The organism is Novosphingobium sp. BL-A-41-Hi4B-X5A, from assembly GCF_055521705.1.
This window is the reverse complement of sequence record NZ_CM145500.1, coordinates 2,750,276-2,770,980: the sequence shown is the minus strand read 5'-3', so window position 1 is coordinate 2,770,980 and position 20,705 is coordinate 2,750,276. Positions and strand designations below refer to the sequence as shown.

Sequence of the window (20,705 nt, the reverse complement as noted above, 5' to 3'; positions counted from 1 at the left end):
CCGTGCTGCAAGTGCGAGATGCGTTTCCGGCCCGTGTCTAGCAGATTGCTGCCTTGGCGCACGCCCCTTGATGGGCAAGTGCAAAAGCTGCGACACAAAGTTACAACTGGCCTTGAAGTTCCTCGAAATCTCCGATTCGTCGCAGTGCAAGTCCAAAATCGCCGCAAAATCACTGGTAGCGCGCGAAATTCGGTGGAAAGACGGCTGCAGGCCATGGCTTTCGCGGTTCTGCTTGCGTTAGCCGTGCCGTCCCTTTCCAGCAGAGGACATCAGGACAATGAACAACAGCGACCTCGCAGATACCATCGCAGCAAGCCACGGCCTTTCGAAGGCAGACGCCCGCAAGGTCGTCGATGGCGTGTTTGCCGCGATCGCCGACGCAGCCGCGAAGGGCGAGGAAGTCTCGCTGAACGGCTTCGGCAAGTTCAAGGTCAAGAACACCCCGGCCCGTGAAGGCCGTAACCCCTCGACCGGCGCCACCATCCAGATCGCAGCTTCGAACAAGCTGACCTTCTCGGCTGCCAAGGCGGTCAAGGACAAGCTGAACGGCTGATCCGTTCCGGACCGGCGCCTGCCCCTGCGGGCGCCGGGTCCACATCCTGCTGGGCACAAGGCCCGCAAGCATTACGCCGGTAATCCGGCGATGAAGCCGTGATCCCGTTCAGACGGTCGAACCGGCATCCGCTTCCAGAACCCCATCCGATCCTGCCGGCACGCCGCATCGACCCGTCACGTCCTCATCAGGGCCAAGGAGCCCTGCCGTAGATTATCCAGCAACCTTGGCGGACGGGATGAGCCATTAATCACTTTAGTTAACGACCATCTGGGCAAAGCCCCCAAGTCACAACATTAAATCCTGTTAAACTTGCCCTTGCATCGCGCTAAAATCCCGCAGATGCCGCTGAATATAAACGAATTTCCATTTTTATGTTGGTAAACGACCGCCAACTCAGGCCCCGCCTGAGGCCGGTCAGAATTAACCATTGCTTAGGGCGCTCTACCTAGGAAATCCCCTTGTCCGGCCAGTTCGCCGGCAAAGGTTTGTGCAACATCCGGCACGATCCTTCTCGGGACAACTCCGGTAGCTCCGGAGTGTTGGATAGGGGAATTGAGATGAAGAAGTTGCTTGCCAGCGCGGCAATCGCCGCCGGGCTTCTGGCCGGAGGTTCTGCCTTCGCCCAGAGCGCCGCAAATACCAGCAGTGCCACTGCAACGGGGTCGGTCACCATCGTCCGTCCGCTGACGATCACCAAGAACAGCGACCTTGCCTTCGGTCGCATCGTGCGCCCCCGCACGGGCGGCACCGGTACGGTCACGCTCGCCAACACCGGCAACTCGGTTGTTGCCGCCAGCGGCGCCGTGGCGCTCGCCAGCACGACCAGCCGCGCCCAGTTCACTGTCGATGGCGAAGGTGGCCAATCCGTCACCACCTCGATCCCGGCAACGGTGAACCTGACCAGCGGCACCAACACCATTCCGGTGACGCTGCTGCCCGACTTCGGCAACACGGTGACGCTTTCGGGCGCACTGGCCGCCGCTGGATCGGCCACGCTCAACGTCGGCGGGTCGTTCAGCCTGCCCGACACCCAGGCTTCAGGTGCCTACACCGGCAACTTCACGGTAACTGTCACCTATCAGTGATGGAACTTCAGGGGAGCATTGCCGCAACTGCGCGGCAACTTCCCGAGGCAGACGGCAACCGTCGGCGAGAGAGGGACAAGCCATGGACGCGGGATCGAAGGGTTGCACCGGGCAGATTGCCAAGGCGCTCCTCGCTGCTTGCGCGACCATGGCCTCGCCAACGGTTGCCCATGCTGCCACCGCACCCGCATCGGCAGAGGCGGCCGTGGTCATCCTCGAACCGGTTGGCGCCGGATTCTCGTTCGACATCCTGAGCGACGCCGTTTCCGCGGTGTTCCTCAATGGCGATGCGGGAGACTCGGTCTCGGTGCTGATGTCACCGCGCAAGCCGGGCCAGAAGGGCATGCCCCGTGAGGCCAGCGGCGTTCTGGTCATGGCGAGCGGCGTCTACCGCATCGATCTGCTGCAACCGGCATCATCCGACGCACGCCTGCGCGGCGCAATACGCGGCAGTGTTCCAGCCGACCGTTCCATCCTGTTCCTCGCGCAATTCAACTGAGGGTCATAGAGCCATGAAGCGCAACCTCCTGATCATGCCGGGCCTCCTGACCTTGCTGGCGCCTGCAATGGCGGCTGCACAACAGGCACCGCTGCCGATTACCGCGCCCAAGGCGCAGGACACCCAGGTGACCGTCCCGGTCCAGGCGGCCGCGGCCAACATCAACATTACGCCCCGCCGCGTGATCTTCGATTCCACCAAGCGCACCGAAGCGGTCTACGTATTCAACCAGGGCACCACCCCGGTGACGGTTGACGTGGCGCTGGTCGACAATGCCATGCTGCCCTCTGGCGAGATCGTGCCGATCAGCCGCCTCGCAGAACGTGGAGCCGAGGGACTTGGCGCGAAAGTGCGATCGGCCAAGCCTTTCGTGCTCGCCGCGCCCAGCCGCCTGATCCTGCCGCCGGGCCAAGGCAAGACGGTCCGCGTTCGTGCCACCTTGGCCGACACCGGCACGACTGCGGAGTACCGCACCCACCTTACCGTCACCACGGTGCCGCCCGCCGATGCGGGGCTGACCGCCGAACAGGCCGCCGCCGCCGAAAAGGGCGAGCTGGTTCTTCGCATTCAGTCGGTCTTCGGCATCTCGATCCCGCTGATCGTGCGGGGCGGCACGCCCGATGCAACCGGCGGAATTGGCGCGATAACGCCCGCCACCACGCGCGATGGCCCTGCACTTGCACTCACCTTGCAGCGCAAGGGCACGACTTCGCTTTACGGCAATCTCGAACTGCGCACGGCCAAGGAAGTTGTCGGCGTGGCGCGAGGCATCGCAGTCTACCCGGAAGCTGACGAGCGCCAGGCCCTCGTGCCTCTGCTCCGCCCGCTCAAGCGCGGCGAAGTGGTGACCGCCACCTACAGCGCCGACGACGGGAAGAAGCCGGTCGAGATCGCCAGCGGAAGCTACACCGCCCCCTGAAATGACCGCAACGCTGGCCATTCTGGCCCTGGCCGCTGCCAACAGCAGCGCGCCAGCGGGACCGGCTGCGCCCGTGCAGGCCCCCGATCCGGTGGTCGGGTCGTCTGCGCTCGGCACGACGCAGGCTGCGAACGAGGACCTCCTGCTGTTTTCCGTGCAGCTTGACGGCACCACGATCAGCGAGGCTTTGACAGCCTATGGCGATCCCGCAGACCCGCTGCTGCCGCTTGGCGAGCTGACCCGCCTTCTCGAACTTCCGCTTGATATCGATGTTGCAAACCGTGTCGCATCGGGGCGTATCGGCGAAGGTCAGCGTCCGATCACCATCGACCTGAGGTCAGGCCAGGCTCTGATTGGCGGCAAGGTTGTCGCGCTGATTCCGCCCGACAGCCTCGTCTCCGAAACCGACATCTACCTGCGAGCCTCTCTGGTGGCCAAGCTGCTGCCGCTGAAGATCACGTCCATCGCCGACGAAATGATCCTCACACTCGAGGCCACGGAAAAGCTTCCCTTACAGGCACAGCGCGAACGCCTGGCTCGCATGGCAGGTCTGGCCGGCCAGCCCGAGACGCAGGACGATGCGATGCGCGTGGCAACGCCGTACCGCTGGGCCAGCGCCCCCGCTTTCGATTTCACGACCGAGCTTGGCTACAACAGCGAAGGCGTCAACGGCGGCGGCCGTGCAGTCACGCGGTTCGAGGGGCGGGTTGCGGGCGATCTGCTGAAAGCCGGCTTCAACGCCTGGATCGCCACCGACGATCACGGCGATCCGGTTTCGGCCCGCCTCGCCTTCACGCGCCGGTCCGAAGAAGGCCGGCTGCTCGGCTCGCTCGGCGGCACTTCGGCCGCGCTGGGCGATGTCTTCACGCCGCCGCAGGTCATCGGCGCGCGCAGCCTTGGCGGGGCGGGTTTCGCATTCTCCTCCTCGCGCCTTGACGAGGCGAGCGTGTTCCAGCGCATCAACCTGCGCGGAGAACTGCCGCTGGGATACGATGCCGAGCTCTACGTCAACGACATCCTGCGCTCTGCCCAGCGCGGTGCGGGGGTGCAGGGACGCTATGAATTCAACGATATCCCGCTGGTGCGCGGCCGAAACGCCCTGCGCGTCGTGCTTTACGGTCCGCGCGGAGAACGCATCGAACGCACCCGCGTGATCAACGTGGGTGGCGGCCAGCTTGCGGCGGGCAAGACCACTGTCGATCTCGGCATCGTCTCGCAGGACCGGACCGTAATCGACCTGTCTGATGCGAACCTCAGCGGCTTTGCCAAGGGCAAGGGCGATCTGCGCGCCACCTTCAACATCGCCCACGGCATAAGCGAGCACCTGACCTTTGCGGCTGGCCTATCGCGCTTCACCGACTTTGGCGGCAGTTCACACGTCATCGGTTCGATCGGCACGCGCAACTCGCTGCTGGGGCTTGCAGTGCAGACCGACCTTGCCAGCGACTTCGCAGGCGGGCGTGCAATTTCGCTAGGCCTTGCCGGACGCATCGCCGGCGTGAGCTTCCTTGGCCGCCATGTCGAGTACGGCGGGGGTTTTGCCGACGAAGCCAATACCGCTTTCGATCCGTCGCGCCCGATGCGCCGCTACAGCGAAGTGGTCTTCGACCTTGCTGTGCCGCTGCCGGGCTCGCTTGGCCTGCCGGTCTCCGGTCGGTTCGACCGCGCCGAGTTCGTCGACGGCAGCCAGACCCTCTCGGCCCGGGCACGCACCACGGCGAATGTGGGGCAGACCCTGTTCGCCATCGGTGCCGACTACAGCCACCGCACGCAGGGCGGCTTTTCCGACACTCGGATCAACGCCAATCTCGGCGCAATGCGCTTGATCGACTACGAGTGGCAGCTTCGCGCCACTGCCGATTTCGGAATCAAGCCCGGCACGCGGCTGGAAACGCTGGGCTTTGCAGCTGACCGCGCAATTGGCGATCGCTACAGCCTGCGCCTTGGCGCGACCCGCAACTTTGCTGGGCGCGATACGGCATTGCAGGCGGGCTTTACGGCCCGCTTGCCCATGGCGACGGCAACATTGGGCGGCGACTGGTCAACGAGCCAGAACCGCTGGCGAGTGGGCGTCCAGCTCAACTTCGGGATAGCGCGGGACCCGCTGAAGGGCCGCTATCGCGTTACACCTCCAGGTCCTGCCAACGGGGCAAGCGCTGCGCTCCTCGCGTTCATCGACGCCAATGCCAACGGTCGGCGCGATCAGGGCGAGGAAGCGGTGCCCGGCGTGGTGGTGCAAGGTGGCGGGCTGAAGACCGTGACCGACGGGCAGGGCCGGGCGTTCGTGACCGGCCTGGGCGATGGCAACATGACTTCGCTGCGCGCCGATATCTCGGGCACCGATACCGTCTTCGTGGCGCCTCCGCCGCAGAACATCACGTTTGCCGCACGTGCAGGGGGAGTTGCGCGGATCGACTTTCCGCTGGTGCCCACGTCCGAGCTGGTCACGCGCATCCGCTTCCGCGGCCGCGATGGCGCGTTGAGCGGCCTGTCGGCGGTCAAGGTGCGGCTCGTTTCGTCCAAGGGCGATGTCGCATCCGGCATGACCGAGTTCGATGGCACCGTAGTGTTCGACGCAGTGAAGCCGGGCAAGTATGCAATCGAGATCGACGCCGACCAGGCCGCCCGCCTCGGCATGCGGTTGAAAGAGCCGTTGTTTGCAATAGTGGGTGCCGATGGACGGGTGGTTGATGTCAACGGTGAAGTCGCGTTCAACGAACACGTACAGATGGTGAAACGCTGATGATCCGCTTGCTGCTGACCGCGCTGTGCATCGTCTTGTTGCCGTTCGTGCCGATTTCGGCAGCGCATGCCCAGAGCTACACGGTCGACACGATCACTGATGCCAACTTCGGCGATATCGTCTCTGCCGCGTCCGGTCAGACGGTACTGCGGTCCAGCGCCACATCCGGATCGGTCACGGTGGTCTCCGGCTCGGGGGTGCGGCTGTCAAACACGTCCGCAAACGCCGAGGTCACGATTTCGTGCAGCAATACCTTTGCGTGCAATACCACGAATGTTCAGGTCACGCTGGCACTGGCCGGATCGCCTACGGGGCGCGTCGGATACATCACCGCGATCAGCATTGCCAACGGCACCGCCACGGTTACCTCAGCCTACAGCGCGGGGAGCTATATCGTGATCAATCTGGCCCCCATTCCGCGCAGATCATCACGCACGTTCCTGATCGGCTTTGACCTGCCCGTAGACGGCAACGACTCTGCCGATCCGACAGGGAGCGCGACCAGTTCCTACCTGATCACCGCACAGCGCGCGACGGGCGGGGGATCGGATTCGCTTGTCGGCAACATCATTGCCAAGGTCATCCGCCCTGTCAGCATTGCCAAGACACAGGACCTGCAGTTCGGCTCGGTCACGCGGCCCACCAGCGGTTCGGGGACTGTTACGCTGACGCCCGACGGCATTGTTTCGGTCACCGGGACCAATGTCCGCCGCTTTCCGTCGCCCGCTGCGACGGCGGCACAGTTCACGGTGAGCGGGGAAGGCGGTCAGGCGGTAACCGTTTCGGTGCCGACGACGATGACGTTGTCAGGCAGCGGCGGCTCGGTCACGGCCACATTGACCAATAGCGGGGGCGGCGCGCAAGTGTTGAGCGGTGCAACCGGCTCGGTCGGTACGGTCGATGTCAGTGTGGGAGGTTCCGTGCCGCTGACGGGCTCCTCGGCGCTCGGTACGCTGACAGGCACCATGACGGTGATGGTGCAATACAACTGACGCGACGAGCGATCGCGCGCCTCACAGAACGAAGTGGTCTCCGGCCGCCCGGACAGTCACTTCGGAAATCGAGACGCCCCAAGGCTGGTCGATCGCGTGGATCACGGCATCGGCGATATGTTCGGGTGCAAGGCTGGCATAGTCGATGGCTTCGGGATCGAGCCGCTCCGCCGGGAACGTGCCTTGCGCCATCTGACCGACCATATCCATGAAATCCGGCATGTTGTGCGCAACGATGCCAATGCCGGCGGCCTGGTTGACCACAGTGCCGGAAAGGCCGGTTGTCGGCACACCGGTCGGCTTGATCGTGGTCACCTTGATCCGTCCGCGGCTTTCCACTCGCAGCGATTCCGAAAGGAAGTTCACCGCCGATTTCGACGCGCCATAGACCGCCGCGCCTATCACCGGGAAATTGCCGTAGATCGACGAGATGTTGACGATCTGCCCGCGTCCTGCCGCGATCATCGGATCGTAGGCGGCGACCATGCCGTTCAGCACACCCTTGATGTTGATGTCGATGCAGCGCTCCCAGGCGGGATAAGCCGCTTCGTGGTCCGAGAAGAAAGCCAGCGGCATGATCCCGGCGTTGTTGATCATCACGTCCACCGCGCCGTACGCATCGAGCGAAGCGGCGACCAATGCCTTGACCTGCGCCAGGTCACGCACGTCGACAGCCACTGCCTGCGCCTTGCCGCCTTCTGCAAGGATGGCATCGGCCACGCCTTGGGCAGCAGCAAGGTCGATGTCGCCCAGCGTGACGCTGGCCCCCATCCCCGCCGCCTTGCGCGCCACCAGGCTGCCAAAGCCTCCACCTGCGCCGGTAATGACGATCGACTTGCCGGCAATGTGTCCGCTCATGCGCTTGTCCTTCAAAGTGCCGACGGCATTGCGTCGATCAGGATCGTCTTCATCTCGAGGTAGGGAAACAGGCCTTCCAGGCCACCTTCGCGGCCAATGCCCGATTGCTTGAACCCGCCGAACGGCAGGCCGAAGTCCATGCGCAAGCCGTTCTGCCCGAAGCCGCCGGTGCGTACGCGCCGGGCGATGCGGTAGGCGGCGTCGGCGTCTGTCGTTAGCACCGAACCATTGAGGCCATAGGCGCTGGCATTGGCAGTGCGGATCGCGTCTTCCTCGTCCTCGACCGGGATCAGGCTGAGGACCGGGCCGAAGATCTCCTCCTGCGCGATCCGGCTTTCGTTCTTCACGTTGGCGAACAAGGTCGGTTCGATGAAATAGCCGCGGTTGAGATGCGCCGGACGTCCGCCACCGGTGACGAGATCGGCGCTGGCCCTGCCCTCCTCGATGTACATCTCGATGCGTTCGAGCTGGCGTTTCATCGCCACCGGGCCAAGCTGGGTTTCGGGGTCATCGGAATGGCCAATCCGGACCTGCCGCATTTCTGCGGCGATGGCTTCGGCCAGTTCGTCATGGCGGTGGCGTGGCACGATCACCCGGCTGAGCATGGCGCAGACCTGCCCGCTCATCATCGTGATTGTGCCTGCCAACATCTTCGCGGCAGCATCGATCGGGAAATCATCGCGCACGATAGCCGCGGACTTGCCGCCCAGCTCCAGCGTGCATCGCGCCATCCGCGCCCCGCAGACGCTGGCGATGCGCTTGCCGGCAACGGTGCTACCGGTGAAGCTGACCTTGTCGACGCCCTCGTTGCAGACGAGATGGTCGCTCGCCTCACGGTGTCCGGTGACGAGGTTCACCACGCCTGCCGGAATGCCCGCCGCCTGCGCCGCCTCGGCGATGATATAGGCCTCGAGCGGCGTTTCCGGCGATGGCTTCATGATCACCGTGCAGCCCGTCAGCAGCGCATAGGCGACCTTGTTGGCCATGATCCCGAACGGGCCGTTCCACGGCGCAATCGCCGCGACCACACCTACCGGTTCATAAGCGATGAGCGCCGTATCCGCGGCCATGCTCGGGCGGCGTTCCACGAATTCGAACTGTTCGGCAAACCCGGCGATCTGGCCGAGCGCCATTACGCTGCCGCCATGCATCGGCCCGGCAAACGAGGCGAGCCCGCCCATCTGCGCTGTCCACGCCCGGGCCAGTTCCGGCACCCGTGTTTCAAGGTGGGCAACCATGCGACGGAAGGCAGCGATGCGCTCTGCCGGCGGCGTTGTTGGCCACGGGCCGTTGTCGAATGCCTCGCGCGCCGCGGCTACCGCCGCGTCCATGTCCGCTGCGTCCGCCTCGGCCACGCGGCCTACGACTTGCTCGGTATTGGGCGAGATGAGGTCAATCATCCGCCCGGAGTGGGCGGCCACCCACCGGCCGCCGATGAAGAGCTTGTCGGGATGGGCGACGTTAACGCCTTCGGGAGTCATGGCCTGGTGTCCTCTCACGCCTGCGCCAACGCGCATTCCACGCGCTCGATCAGGCCGTCCTTGATCGTGTAGAAGATGAACTGCCGCATTTCCTGCACTTCGCCCACCGCGATCGGGAAGAAGCCGTGCAGCCCGCGCGCGTCGAGCGCGTCGCGGGTCAGGTCATTCACCCCCTCTACCCGGATGACCGCATCGATGGCCGTCAGCGTATCGGAGCAGGCGAAGTTCAGAACGGTCACACTTTCCGTGACATGGTGGTGCAGGAATTCGTAGAAATCCTTGAGCGCCTGGCGCGAACGGATTTCCACGCCGAAAAACGTCATCAGCGGCGGATCGACATAGAAATCGGCGACCGCATCATAGTCCTTCGCGTTGAACGCGCGGACATAGCGATCGTAGGCCTCGCGCGTCAGCACGGTATCTCTCCCCTTGGCGGCCGGATTCGGCTCACACCCAAACGCTAACATTTGATATGGTGGGTGCCAAGCTGAAAAGAAAAGGGCGGCCATTGCTGACCGCCCCGTCCCTCATGAACATGCATCCGATCAAAAGCGCTTCTGCACCGTGACCGCCCATTCGCGCGGACGCCCGACCTGGCTGTAGGCCGTGCCGGTGAAGGCATAGACCGCAGCGAAGCGGAAGGGCGTGTAGTATTCATTGAACACGTTCTGCACTTCCATCGAGATCGACAGGTCCTCAGCCTCGTTCCGCCAGGTCAGGCGGGCGTTGCCGATGTCATAGGCGTTGAAGTATTCGATCGGCAGGCCTGCCGCGATGCGACCGGCGCTGGTCTTGCCGGTGTGCGCGAAGTCGAAGCGCGGCGTGAGCGAACCCGCGCTGCCGAGGTCGGCGCGATACTGGATGCCGAAGCTGTACTTCCAGTTCGGCGTCACGATCGGATCGGTCAGCAGGATCGCGTTGCCAACGCGCGGGTCGATGTTCTTGTACTTGCCGGTCAGGTGGCTGAGCGAGGCATCAATATCCAGGCCTTCGATCGGCGAAGCCTGCATTTCAAGCTCGAAGCCCTTGATCTGGCCGTTGCCCGCATTCTGGCGCGCACCGCACGGCGCGTTCGAACCCAGCGACGCGCAACTGATCAGCGGCAGCTGGATGTCGTTGTAGTCGTTGATGAACCCGGCGATGTTCAGGCGCAGGCGACGGTCGAACAGGTCGGTCTTCAGGCCCGCTTCATAGGCGGTCACCGTTTCCGGATCGAAGCTGCCGTTCAATGCCTGAGCGGCGTCGAACGGACGGGCAGTCACGCCACCGCCCTTGAAGCCGGTGCCTACGGTCACGTAGGCCAGCACCTCGGGGCTGAAGCGGTAGTCGGCCGAAACGCGCCAGTCTACGCGATCACCCTTGAAGGTCGCCGTCACGCCATCGAGCGCGCCGAGGAAGATCGAGCGCGTGCCGTCATAGTTCTTGCGGACGAAGGTGTAGTCCTTGGCTTCCTCGGTGTAGCGCAGACCGCCGGTCACGGTCAGCCCCTCGATGGGGCGGGCGATGACCGTGCCGAACACGGCCTTGCTGTCGGCATTGACCGGATCGTTGCCGAGGAACTGGAAGTTCAGGCCCGGTGCGATGTAGCGGATATCCTGGCGGGTGAAATAGACCGAGCGCTGGTCGGAATAGAAGCCGCCGACGGTGAAGTCGATATTGTCACCGATCTTTCCGTTGACGCGCAGCTCCTGGCTGAAGAACCAGAACTTGAGGTCGTTGTAGCCCTGGCCCGCAATGGCGAGGTCCGGCGTGAAGTCGTCGTCGGTACCCCACTTCTGGCGATAGTTGCGATAGGCGGTGATCGACTGGACGTTGAGAGAATCGCTCAGCCCGATGGTCATGTTGGCCGAGAAGCCATAGCCGTCGAACTTGAGGCGGTTCGGCATTTCGTAGCCCTGGCTGACGAAGCCGCCCGGAGGGGCATAGAAGTTCGCATAAGTGCAGAAGCGACCGCAGGCATAGGCGTTGGTGATGCGCGCAGGGTTGATCAGCGAAATCACTTCCGCAGCGTTGGTGCGCTCTTCATGCGTGTAGTCACCGATGATGACGAGATCGAAGTTGTCGCCCGGATTGTAGCGCAGTGATCCGCGCAGACCGGCATAGCCCTTTTCACCCAGCTTATCGATCACGCAGTCCTGCCCGGAGCCGGGACGCGCGCTGATGCCCTGCGGGTTGCCGGGCTTGGCGCAGCCATAGTCGATCTGGTCGACATAGCCGTTCTGACGCTTGTACACGCCCGAAACGCGGGCATAGAGGTCCTGCGCGAGGATGAAGTTGGCGCTGCCACGGATATCGACGCGGTTGCGGCTGCCGTAGACAGCCTCGACCATGCCAGAATTCTCGTCGGTAGGCTTCTTCGAGAACAGCTTGATCGCGCCGCCGATGGCGTTGCGGCCGGTCAGCGTGCCCTGCGGACCGCGCAGGACTTCGACGCGCTCAAGGTCAAGCAGGTCGAAGATCGAGCCGGTCAGCGTCGCATAGTAGACATCGTCCACATACATGCCGACGCCCGGTTCGTAGGCGGGGTTGAAGTCGAACTGACCGACGCCGCGAATGGCTGCTCCCAGCGAGGAACCATAGGCGCCGCCCATGGCGTTGAGCTGAACGTTGGGCGCCTGCTGCGCGATCTGGGCGATGTCGGTCTGGTTGCGCGAGGCGAGCAATGTTGCGTCAACAGCGGTGATCGACAGCGGCGTATCCTGCAGGCGCTGCTCGCGGAACTGCGCGGTCACGACGATCTCGCGCGCTGATTCCGGAGTGTTCTCATCCGCTTGGGCCTGGTCTTGCGCCTGGGCCTGCTGGGCCATGGCGGGCGTGGCCAGCCCGAGCGAAAGTGCAGCCAGGCTGCCTGCCGCAAGCAGGCGCACGTGTGACGTGGTACGATGGACTTGAGCCATATCCCCTCTCCTGTATGGTTCTCTCCGGAACCGGTTGCTGTTTGTTAGTAAGACATACTAATTAGCGCTTTGCAAGCCTAACATTTGCGACTGTTCCAGACTTCGCCGGGTGATGCAGTTCGGGCACACTTCGGCACTTGCCGAAGCCCGGGAACCGGGCAATACAGGCGGCCGATGGACACGCCGCCCGCACCAGTTCCCGCTGCCAACGCCGCGCTGCTCGATGGCGATGTCGCCTTGCTTGTCGACCTGCTCAAGCTTGGCACCTTCATCGGCACGCCGATGCGCGAAGGCGTGGCAGAGCCGCTCGGCCTCACCACTACCGACTTGCGCATCGTTCTTGCGCTCGGTGGCGAAGGCGAGCTTGCCGGGCATGACCTGTCCGAGATCATGGGCGTGCCGCCGATGAACGTCAGCCGGGCAATCGCCGCGCTCATGCAACGCGGCCTTGTCGAGCCCGGCGCCAACCGCCGCAACCGCCGCCGCAAACCGGTACGGCTCACGCCTGCGGGGCAGGAACTGTTCGCACAGACCATTCCCGCGATGGCCCACGTCGGCGCCGATCTGTTCAAGGGGGTCCCGGCGCGCGACCGGGAAGCCTTCCGCCGCGTTGCCGCTGCCGTCCTTACGCGCATCGGTCGCTGGGGCGGTTGACCCGCCCCGACTCCTTTTACGGCCACTTCTTCTGCAGCTTGGTGAAATCGCCGACGGCGAAGGCCTTGGCCAGCACCGGGTGGGCAAAGCTCATCGCCACTTCCTGCCGGTTCGGCCAGGTCTGGCGCACGTCGGTATCGGGCAACAGGCGGTCCGGCCCGATCGGGTTCTCGGGGAAACACACCGCGGCGGGCTGCAGGTGGGCTACGGTCTTTGACCAGCCCGTCTCGTAATCGGCCTGCCACTGCATCATGTAGTCCAGCCGCTTGATCTTCCAGACATCGTCTTCCTTGACGTAGTCGTTCTCGTAGATCCCGCTTTCCCAGAACTGCTGCGGCATGCCCTCGGGCTTGTCCTTGAGGATGTCGTCGTGCCAGCCGCCTGCAAGGATGCCGCGGAAGCGGCCTTTCGCGCTTTGGCCGTCCTCGGAGATGGTGATCACGTCCTGCAGCTGGAAATGGTCGAGCAGCAGGCCATGCACCGGCCCGCGCCGTCCACCGGTAAAGAGGTTCTGGAACCACGTCCCATAAAGCCGCATCACCCCTTCGTAGCCGACGTATTCGCCTGACAGGAACACGACCGCGCCGTCCTTTGCGAACAGCCCGGCCACTTCCTCCGGCCGGTTGTAGTCGATGTAATAGCCATAGGCCCACTGCAGGCGGCGGATCGCGTTGAGATCCTCAAGCTCGGTCACGCGCGCTTCGAGCGCGGCAAGGCGGGCATTCACATCGGTCATGGCTCGACTCTCCCCAGAGTTCTTCGACAAGGCTGAATTTGTAAGCAACACTAACAAATGTCGCGTTGATTGCGAGAGGGAAAAATGAAACCGATCGCACCTTGCGCGCGAAATGCGCTGCGCTACTTTCCTCAGCTGACGGGAGCTGGAGAATCTGCGATGTGCGATGAGATCACCGAAGCCGAAAACACCGCATTCTTCCTCAATCGCCGCGAATTTGCCGGGCTCGGCGCAAGTGCCGCCGCGCTTGCCACGGTGCCGGGCTGCGTCACCGCCGCAGAAGCGCCGACCTCCAGCCGCATGGTCACGATCGACACGCCCGACGGCAAGGCCGACGCCTTCTTCGTCTACCCCACGCGAGGCAAGCACCCTGCCGTGATCATGTGGCCAGACATCGCGGGCTTGCGCGATGCCTACAAGACCATGGGCACCCGCCTTGCCGCCGCCGGTTACGCCGTGCTGGTCGTCAACCAGTACTACCGCTCCAGCCCCGCCCCGATCCTTGATTCACTGATGGCGTGGCGCTCGGACGCCGGGCAGAAGAAGCTGAAGCCGATGATCGCCGCGATCACGCCGTCGGGCACCACGTCCGACGCTGCGGCCTTCGTGTCATGGCTCGACATGCAGAAGGAAGTGAACGCCAAGAAGCGCATCGGTTCAGCCGGCTATTGCATGGGCGGCCCCTTCACCGTGCGGACGGCCTTTGCCAATCCGGCCCGCGTCGGCGCGGCGGCGTCGTTCCACGGTGGCGGTCTCGTCGGACCGGAGGCTGACAGCCCGGTCAACCTGATCGGCAAGACCCGCGCCGCCTATCTCTTCGCCATCGCCAAGAACGATGACGAGCGCGCCCCCAAGGAGAAGACCCAGCTTCGCGCATCCGCCGACGCTGCCAGCCGCCCTGCCGAGATCGAAGTCTACCCCGCCCAGCATGGCTGGTGCACTCTCGACGCCCCGATCTACGACCGTACTCAGGCGGAACGGGCCTGGGGCAGGATGCTCGACCTGTTCAAGGCGAACCTCTGACCCACCTATTCGAACACGACGAACGGAGCCCAGACGTGCGGGTTTGCCGCGTCCGGCAGGTCCGGATCGACCATGGTGCGCAACATGGCCGTGCGTAGCGCCTGCGCCGGCTTTCGTCCTTTCGCAGCCTCCTTCAGCACGGTTCCGGCCAGTACCGCCGCGGCATCGTCGCGCACGGGCCAATGTGACAGCATCAGCGTTCGTGCCCCGGCATAGCGGAAGGCCTGTGCGAGGCCGGAATAGGCCGGGGCTGCCTCACCATCGCCAGCAGCCGTATTGCAGGCCGAAAGGATCACCCAGTCGGCATCAAGCCTGAGCGTCCCGATTTCCGACGCGGTCAGCACGCCGTCGCTGCTTGCCCCCTGCTCCGGCCGGGCGAGGACGAGCGCAGGCTCGGTCACGCCTTCCATTTCCCCGGCGACCAGTGCGTGCGTGGCAAACAGCAGCACGCCGTACTGGTCCAGCCTGGTCTTCGCCAGTTGCTCTTCGCTGGCCTGATCGCCGGTCAGGACCGTGGCCTTGCCCACGCTGCGCGAGACGGCGCCCACCTCGGCCGAGCGCAAGGCGGGCAGCGAGGCAAGCGATTGCCCATCGGCCTGCCCCCCGCGAAACACGGCACTGGCCAGGAGCGGCCCCTTCCTTGCCGCTTGCGCATCGGCCATGCGGACGGTGCCGAACGGCGTAGGCGCGCCCAACGCCAGCATCGACGAACCCGCCAGCGCACGCCGCGGCTGAACCGTGCGCGCCTGCAAGGACGCACCAGCCGACAAGGCGTAACGCATGACAAGAAACGGCGCCTTGCGATCGATCCTGTCGACCGGACGCTCCAGCAAGGTGGCAAACGGGATGGCCGCGGCATCACCGCCAGCGATGATCCGCAAGGCCCCTGTCTTGCGCAAATCCGGTGCTATGCCTGCAAAAATGGCGCGATAGAGTTCGTGTGACGTTGCCGCATCGAAGCTCCGCTGGTCGAGTGCGCGACGCAACCGAGCCGCGCTCGAAGCAAAGCTCGCGCGACTAGGCTCCATCCGCTGCACCACGGCCCGGTCTGGCGAAACAAGCAGGACAAAGGCCGACGTCAACGCCGGAACCACCGCGAGGACCGCCTCATCGTTTGCCAGCGTGCTCCTGATGTCAGTGAGGGTCACGCCTTGGCGCGCAGTCAGCGCTGCCCAGGCAGGATAGCTGCTGGCGATACCGGCCCGCTCCCGCTCCAGCTTGGCAAGCGCCACATCTCGCGCCGAGCGGGCGGACTGCACGTCACCGCCATTACCCAGTAGCAGCAGATAGACCGAGTTGGCACGCCGGTAGGCCAGTTCGGCGTCCTGAAGCGTGCGAATGCGCGCCGACAGAACGGGGTCTGAAGTGCCCGCCCGTGCCGCGGCAAGCCGTGTCGCCCGCGCAACCTTCGAGCCAACCAGCACCTGCGACGCGTCGGCGGCCAGTTGGCCATCGCCATCACGCAGCGCCAGCCGCATCGCCAGTTCGAGCGACAGGCGATCTGCCAGCACGAGTTCACCATCCGCACTCGCATCGAGCCGGTCGGTCACTGTGCGAACAAGCGCAAAGCCCGGACTTGCTCCGCATTCGCCCGTCGCGACACCGAGCAGGGCGCCGATCGCGCATGATTGCGCCTTGCCCAGCACGGGTGCTCTGGGGCCTGAGGCGACCGCAAGGTGCGCAGTCGCGGCGGCAACCGCACCGGCTTCGTCGCCGCTATCAAGACGCGCCAGCGCAACCGCTGGGAGAAACGTTTCAGCCGCTCCAGCCGCTCTTGTCTTTTCCCATATTTCGTAGGCTGCATCCAGCGAACGACGCGCATCGGCCATTTTGCCCTGACCGAGTTGCGCGAACCCCAGGAAGGTCAGAGCTCGCAGGCGGTCGGTCGGCGCCGCGAGCGGGCCAAGCTTGTCCTGCGTCGACGTGGCGCCCGTCAGGACGCTCACGGCTTCGTCGTAGCGCCCGAGATCGGCCAGCAGCCCGCCCAGCGTTGTCAGGCTGGCGGCGAAGTTGATATCGCCGGTGCCGGTGGTGGCGACACGGATGTCCAGCGCGTGCCGCGCCACTTCTACCGCCTCGCTCCGCTTGCCTCCGCCGGCGAGCACGAGCGCCAGCGTCTCGACCGCGCGCACATGCCCCAGATCGGTTTGCGGCACATGTTGCTTGACCTGCTCTGCGGCAAGCCTTGCCATCGCCTCGGCCTCTTCAAGGCGCCCCGCGCGCGACAGGCGCAACGCCAGATTGTAGCGCGCGCTGATCGTCGCAGGATGAAACTCGCCCACCCCACGCACGCGGGCAGCGAGGCTTGCCTCCTGCGCCTTCACCGAAGCATCATACTGCCCGAGCTGCATGTAGGCGATGGCAAGTGTGTAACCGATGTTGGATTCGCCCATGTCGAGCGCTGAAGATGACGGCCCCTTTCCGCGCCGCTGCTCCAGATAGGCAGCTCCCTCGCTCAGCCGATCGGCCGCCTGTTGGAACAGCGCCCGCCGGATCGCCACGTCACCGGCCAGGGCAATCGCCTGCACGTAAGCGTCAGGGGCGAGATCGCGATAGGGCAGGATAACCTCGCGCGCGCGCTCGGCATCGGCCAGGGTCTTGTCGATGTCCCCTGCCTCCCGCGCGTATCCTGATCGTGACACAAGCGCACGGGCCAGATATGGTGCGGTATCCGGGCCTGCCGGCAAACCATCTGCCGCGGCGATGACGGCTTCGGCAGCTTTCAGGCTGGCATCGAAATTGGTCTGGTTGGGATTGGCATTTTCGCGGTTGATCGCCTCAGACAGCGCCTTGTCGAGCGTGGCCAGCTTGGCCGTGGGCTTTGCTGCGGCATGGCTCGGCACTTGTGCAAGACAGGCAAGGCCAGAAACAGCGACCAACATTGCCGTGCGCATTTCCGAAGCCCGCATCGATGCCCACCCCGCTCCAAAACCCTTCCGGCTTTCATGGATAAGCGAGCCATGCGAGGCTGTCGATCATCGACAAGCAATCGGAGGAAGAGCGGCGAAAACTTGTGCGCGCTAGCGCTGATCGCTGCGCTTCCGCTCAATCAGGAGCCACCCCAGACCCGAGGCCATTTCTTTCAAATGCCTAGCGTTCGCAGCATCAAAAGGCGTACCGGGATCTGTATCCAGGTGCCTGCAGCCGCAAGAGAAGAAATGGTGCCAGAAGAGGACTCGCACAGAATTGCGATTTCTGTGTTATATCAGTAGCATATACGATATGATTTCTGCGAAGGCCCGCAGAAAAGCCCGCATTTCAATGTGGTTTAAAGGTTCGAGTCTTTTCATGGGACTCGAATCTTCAGAAAATGGCGGATTTCAGCCATTCTCTGACCGCGAACAAAAGCAGAAAATTGCACCGTGGATGGGACCGAAAGGCCCGCCAGTAAAACGATTATGGAAAGTTCCAGCATGTTCCGCCAGGTCTCTGACAACCTTTTTTTGCCCAAGATTGGGACCTGCTTGGACAGTAAATCGAGCGAAACCGGCCGATCAGAATAGCTCCCCGCAAAGGTGGGCGTGGTCCAATACCGCCGGAAGCGCACCTACTCTTTCGCTCCCGAACCCTAGCAGATTTCCCCAAAATGCATGCAAATGGCGTGATTTATCCCCAACGGGTGCAGGTCATGGCCAAAGATTCCAACTACCAGCAGTCGCAAGCCTGTTGCTTGCATGACGCATCGTGGCAGCAGGCTCGGGAGCGGAATCGATCACGGCTCTTGGAAAGCATATGCTAGATGCACTGGAGGAAAGGCTGAAGGCACGGTATCCCAAACTAGCGATCCCACCCAACTCTACGCGAGAGTGAGAAATCCGAACTGTTCATAACTGAGCTAGTTGGCAAGACCCGGACGCCACTCACATCTATTGCTGAGCTCGGATGAGGGTCCGTGATGTCTGAGAGGCGATGAAGATGTATCAAACCGAATTCGCAGTAAATGCTGGCGTTGCTTGCCGGTACAGTTCCCGGGTTTGAGGGGGCGCCAGCCTCGAGGTCTATAAAGGTCAAGCCTGCGCAGCAGTCGCAAGTGTCGACCTCTTCGCGAAGAAGCGCCCCGTCTGGCTAGATCCCTCAGCGTATCGGTCGAACTGCACGCTGAGCCGGTCGCTTTGCTGACTGCGGACGATACCGGAGCCATACAATTCAGTATTTTGTCGGCGTGGATAAAATCTGCCGCGAACTCTCTGGGGTCGTTGAACTTGCCTTTGCGCGAGAATCAGTTTGGTGATCCGTTCTCGCACGCAATCTTAAGCAACCTTTTGCAGGAAAATGACCAACTCGAACGCGAGATCGCACGAGAATGGCTTGATCGCGCAACATAGTGGACCTCCTGGCTCGTGTCGGCGCAGATTGCTCCTTATCGATCCGCGTCCTCGAAAGTATAAACTCCATAAGCCAGAGCCGCCAGGATGCGGTCTAATTGATCTCCTGTTGGCACGAATCCTACTACGTGGCAGCTTGTGAAAACTTTGCCATGCGTTGCGGAGCTTTGTCGTTGCAATTGAAACTGCGCTGTCATAGTTTTTAATGGCGTAGCCGAGATGTGCTGCGTCGAGGCCTGAGAACCTTGCTCTGGTAGCTTTACCGTTTCTGCCGCTGCGTACGGCCGGATCGCCCTTGTCCATGTCCAAGTCCTTCGGGGCCAAAGGCAAAGGCGCATGTCTCCAGACGTGTTCTCAGGATCCGGCCAACCGCCGGAATGCCTCGCGAGCTGGGGCTTGGCGATTGACGAAACCTGTTGCAATGAAAGCGGGCACTGACAGTCTTGGCCAGAACGCTGCCGAAGCGCTGCCACCTGACCCGGCGGCGATCGAGGCGGAGTTCCGCAACTCCCGCACCTCGCTGCTGCGTAAGCTTGCTCGCAAGACCGGAGTGACCCTGGCGGAGGACCTGCTGCAGCAGGTGTTCGTGCGCCTGATGACTGGCCGCCAACGTCAGATCGAGAACCTCTCCGGTTATGTGCAGGTTGCGGCAGATAACGCACGCAAGGACCTGATCAGGCAGGAGTTACGTCAGCACCATTACAGCCACGAGCCGTTTGAGGACATTCATCCAGGGTGCGATCTTCAGGCGCAGCTCGAAGCGCGTGATCGGCTTGCCCGGCTGGAGCAGGCACTCGCCCGTCTCAAGCCGCTCACGCGAAACATCTTTCTTGCGCGGCGGCTCGATGGTTATAGCTATGCCGAGATCGCAGAACAGACGGGGTTGAGCGTGCGGGGCGTGGAGAAACAGATGAGCAGGGCCCTCAAGGCCCTGGCGCGGCATCTCGCCGAGGATTAACCGCGCGTGACGAGACAACCCATTCCCAGCAAGATCCGCGATCAAGCAGCAGAGTGGCTGGCGCGCAACGAAAATGCAGATCAAGCGCGTGCCCCTGATTTCGAATCCTGGCTTGCCAGCGATCTGCGACATCGTCTCGCCTACGCCGAGGTCGAGCGCGCCTGGCGCGATAGCCTCGCCTTGGGTCATAGCCTCCATGGCCAGGAGCGCAAACTGACCCGTGCACCTTTGTACCTGCAACGCGGCACACAGCTCGCCGCAGTCGGCGCATGCCTGTTGCTTGGCATGGGATTGCTGACATTGCGATTTTCAGGGGACCACCCGGTAATCGGCGTTGGAACCACTGTCGAGGCCAGGACATACACCACGGCCGCAGGTGAAACGCGGACATGGCAGCTTGTCGACGGAAGCTCCCTGACACTCAACGGGCCGAGCAAGGCACGAACCAACATCACTCGCGCAATCCGCCAGGTTACGATTGATGCCGGTCGCGTTCGTATCCGTGTGGCGCGGCGCGGCACAGATGCGATGCAGATCATGAGTGCAGGCACCAGGATCGACAGTGCCGCAGGCACGGTGGATATTGCGCGCGCCGCAAATGGTCTGCGCGTCGAGGTCCTAGATGGCCATGTGCAGGTGCAGAACGCCGATGGCGCTCGGCACACCCTTGGTCGCGGGGCTCACACGATCGAAGCGCGGCCATCCGGGACCGAGCATCAGTCCGAGCGCAGTTCTTCTGCACGCCCTCCATTGACGACCGGTGACCGCATATCCCTGGGAGAGGCGGTCAGCCTGCTCAACGCGCGCAATGCTGTTCAGCTTCGCCTCGCAAGTCCTGCACTGGCCAACAGGACTCTGGCAGGTGCGATCCGCCTCGACGATCCAGAAGGCTTTGCGAGCATTCTCGAGGCCCTGGGCGGAATCAGCGTGACGCAGCGTCCCGGGATGCTGGTGATCGATACGGCCTGAAGCTTCCTGC

17 protein-coding genes are annotated in these 20,705 nt (G+C 63.5%); 11 read left to right on the top strand and 6 right to left on the bottom strand.

Annotated elements, in window-relative coordinates; translation table 11 throughout:
* Window positions 1-277 precede the first annotated feature (277 nt).
* The 6 genes from ACZ1JY_RS13420 to ACZ1JY_RS13395 all read left to right on the top strand — a co-directional run bounded on the left by ACZ1JY_RS13420 (window position 278) and on the right by ACZ1JY_RS13395 (window position 6,794).
* Window positions 278-553: an HU family DNA-binding protein gene (locus tag ACZ1JY_RS13420; protein WP_039336287.1), complete on the top strand. Its 276-nt coding sequence runs from the start codon at window positions 278-280 to the stop codon at window positions 551-553.
* Between the two features lie 560 nt (window positions 554-1,113).
* The gene (locus ACZ1JY_RS13415) at window positions 1,114-1,641 is read left to right on the top strand and encodes a DUF4402 domain-containing protein (protein WP_118072423.1); all 528 of its coding nucleotides are present in this window, start codon (window positions 1,114-1,116) and stop codon (window positions 1,639-1,641) included.
* An 82-nt stretch (window positions 1,642-1,723) separates the two neighbouring features.
* Entirely contained in the window at window positions 1,724-2,140 is a 417-nt protein-coding gene (locus ACZ1JY_RS13410; RefSeq protein WP_465129626.1) for a hypothetical protein, read from the top strand.
* Window positions 2,141-2,153: 13 nt separating this feature from the next.
* Window positions 2,154-3,059: a fimbrial biogenesis chaperone gene (locus ACZ1JY_RS13405; RefSeq protein ID WP_465129625.1), complete on the top strand. Its 906-nt coding sequence runs from the start codon at window positions 2,154-2,156 to the stop codon at window positions 3,057-3,059.
* 1 nt (window position 3,060) lies between these two features.
* Window positions 3,061-5,802, top strand: a complete 2,742-nt coding sequence (locus tag ACZ1JY_RS13400; protein ID WP_465129624.1) for a hypothetical protein — start codon at window positions 3,061-3,063, stop codon at window positions 5,800-5,802.
* Entirely contained in the window at window positions 5,802-6,794 is a 993-nt protein-coding gene (locus ACZ1JY_RS13395; RefSeq protein ID WP_465129623.1) for a DUF4402 domain-containing protein, read from the top strand. Before ACZ1JY_RS13400 ends, ACZ1JY_RS13395 begins: the two co-directional genes overlap by 1 nt.
* A 21-nt stretch (window positions 6,795-6,815) precedes the next feature.
* Here ACZ1JY_RS13395 and ACZ1JY_RS13390 read toward each other — a convergent pair whose 3' ends face one another.
* The 4 genes from ACZ1JY_RS13390 to ACZ1JY_RS13375 form a co-directional block, all read right to left on the bottom strand.
* Window positions 6,816-7,652: an SDR family oxidoreductase gene (locus ACZ1JY_RS13390; RefSeq protein ID WP_465129622.1), complete on the bottom strand. Its 837-nt coding sequence runs from the start codon at window positions 7,650-7,652 to the stop codon at window positions 6,816-6,818.
* Between the two features lie 11 nt (window positions 7,653-7,663).
* Window positions 7,664-9,133, bottom strand: a complete 1,470-nt coding sequence (locus tag ACZ1JY_RS13385; protein ID WP_465129621.1) for an aldehyde dehydrogenase — start codon at window positions 9,131-9,133, stop codon at window positions 7,664-7,666.
* A gap of 14 nt (window positions 9,134-9,147) precedes the next feature.
* Window positions 9,148-9,549, bottom strand: coding sequence for a nuclear transport factor 2 family protein (locus tag ACZ1JY_RS13380; protein WP_465129620.1), 402 nt, complete (start codon window positions 9,547-9,549; stop codon window positions 9,148-9,150).
* A gap of 129 nt (window positions 9,550-9,678) precedes the next feature.
* Window positions 9,679-12,030, bottom strand: coding sequence for a TonB-dependent receptor (locus ACZ1JY_RS13375; protein WP_465129619.1), 2,352 nt, complete (start codon window positions 12,028-12,030; stop codon window positions 9,679-9,681).
* Between the two features lie 174 nt (window positions 12,031-12,204).
* Here ACZ1JY_RS13375 and ACZ1JY_RS13370 point away from each other — a divergent pair, with 174 nt between their 5' ends.
* Window positions 12,205-12,684 carry a MarR family winged helix-turn-helix transcriptional regulator gene (locus tag ACZ1JY_RS13370; protein WP_118072431.1) on the top strand — a complete coding sequence of 160 codons (480 nt, stop codon included), beginning with the start codon at window positions 12,205-12,207 and terminating at the stop codon, window positions 12,682-12,684.
* A gap of 16 nt (window positions 12,685-12,700) precedes the next feature.
* On the opposite strand, the gene ACZ1JY_RS13365 is transcribed toward ACZ1JY_RS13370, so the two are convergent.
* The gene (locus tag ACZ1JY_RS13365) at window positions 12,701-13,420 is read right to left on the bottom strand and encodes a nuclear transport factor 2 family protein (RefSeq protein ID WP_465129618.1); all 720 of its coding nucleotides are present in this window, start codon (window positions 13,418-13,420) and stop codon (window positions 12,701-12,703) included.
* 159 nt (window positions 13,421-13,579) lie between these two features.
* On the opposite strand from ACZ1JY_RS13365, the gene ACZ1JY_RS13360 reads away from it, so the two are divergent.
* Window positions 13,580-14,443, top strand: coding sequence for a dienelactone hydrolase family protein (locus tag ACZ1JY_RS13360; RefSeq protein WP_465129617.1), 864 nt, complete (start codon window positions 13,580-13,582; stop codon window positions 14,441-14,443).
* Window positions 14,444-14,448: 5 nt separating this feature from the next.
* Here the strand turns inward: ACZ1JY_RS13360 and ACZ1JY_RS13355 are convergent, their stop codons facing one another.
* Window positions 14,449-17,325, bottom strand: a complete 2,877-nt coding sequence (locus ACZ1JY_RS13355) for a CHAT domain-containing protein (protein WP_465129616.1) — start codon at window positions 17,323-17,325, stop codon at window positions 14,449-14,451.
* Between the two features lie 1,131 nt (window positions 17,326-18,456).
* On the opposite strand from ACZ1JY_RS13355, the gene ACZ1JY_RS13350 reads away from it, so the two are divergent.
* The 3 genes from ACZ1JY_RS13350 to ACZ1JY_RS13340 all read left to right on the top strand — a co-directional run bounded on the left by ACZ1JY_RS13350 (window position 18,457) and on the right by ACZ1JY_RS13340 (window position 20,695).
* Window positions 18,457-18,768 carry a HipA N-terminal domain-containing protein gene (locus ACZ1JY_RS13350; protein WP_465130917.1) on the top strand — a complete coding sequence of 104 codons (312 nt, stop codon included), beginning with the start codon at window positions 18,457-18,459 and terminating at the stop codon, window positions 18,766-18,768.
* A 301-nt stretch (window positions 18,769-19,069) separates the two neighbouring features.
* On the top strand, window positions 19,070-19,726 hold the full coding sequence (locus ACZ1JY_RS13345) for an RNA polymerase sigma factor (RefSeq protein WP_465129615.1): 657 nt from the start codon (window positions 19,070-19,072) through the stop codon (window positions 19,724-19,726).
* 6 nt (window positions 19,727-19,732) lie between these two features.
* Window positions 19,733-20,695, top strand: coding sequence for a FecR family protein (locus tag ACZ1JY_RS13340; protein WP_465129614.1), 963 nt, complete (start codon window positions 19,733-19,735; stop codon window positions 20,693-20,695).
* Window positions 20,696-20,705: the final 10 nt, after the last annotated feature.

Bases quoted from the DNA above. Each gene is read 5' to 3' on its own strand.
- ACZ1JY_RS13420 (WP_039336287.1), top strand. From the start codon at position 278: ATGAACAACAGCGACCTCGCAGATACCATCGCAGCAAGCCACGGCCTT.
- ACZ1JY_RS13415 (WP_118072423.1), top strand. From the start codon at position 1,114: ATGAAGAAGTTGCTTGCCAGCGCGGCAATCGCCGCCGGGCTTCTGGCC.
- ACZ1JY_RS13410 (WP_465129626.1), top strand. From the start codon at position 1,724: ATGGACGCGGGATCGAAGGGTTGCACCGGGCAGATTGCCAAGGCGCTC.
- ACZ1JY_RS13405 (WP_465129625.1), top strand. From the start codon at position 2,154: ATGAAGCGCAACCTCCTGATCATGCCGGGCCTCCTGACCTTGCTGGCG.
- ACZ1JY_RS13400 (WP_465129624.1), top strand. From the start codon at position 3,061: ATGACCGCAACGCTGGCCATTCTGGCCCTGGCCGCTGCCAACAGCAGC.
- ACZ1JY_RS13395 (WP_465129623.1), top strand. From the start codon at position 5,802: ATGATCCGCTTGCTGCTGACCGCGCTGTGCATCGTCTTGTTGCCGTTC.
- ACZ1JY_RS13390 (WP_465129622.1), bottom strand. From the start codon at position 7,652: ATGAGCGGACACATTGCCGGCAAGTCGATCGTCATTACCGGCGCAGGT.
- ACZ1JY_RS13385 (WP_465129621.1), bottom strand. From the start codon at position 9,133: ATGACTCCCGAAGGCGTTAACGTCGCCCATCCCGACAAGCTCTTCATC.
- ACZ1JY_RS13375 (WP_465129619.1), bottom strand. From the start codon at position 12,030: ATGGCTCAAGTCCATCGTACCACGTCACACGTGCGCCTGCTTGCGGCA.
- ACZ1JY_RS13370 (WP_118072431.1), top strand. From the start codon at position 12,205: ATGGACACGCCGCCCGCACCAGTTCCCGCTGCCAACGCCGCGCTGCTC.
- ACZ1JY_RS13365 (WP_465129618.1), bottom strand. From the start codon at position 13,420: ATGACCGATGTGAATGCCCGCCTTGCCGCGCTCGAAGCGCGCGTGACC.
- ACZ1JY_RS13360 (WP_465129617.1), top strand. From the start codon at position 13,580: ATGTGCGATGAGATCACCGAAGCCGAAAACACCGCATTCTTCCTCAAT.
- ACZ1JY_RS13355 (WP_465129616.1), bottom strand. From the start codon at position 17,325: ATGTTGGTCGCTGTTTCTGGCCTTGCCTGTCTTGCACAAGTGCCGAGC.
- ACZ1JY_RS13345 (WP_465129615.1), top strand. From the start codon at position 19,070: ATGTCCAAGTCCTTCGGGGCCAAAGGCAAAGGCGCATGTCTCCAGACG.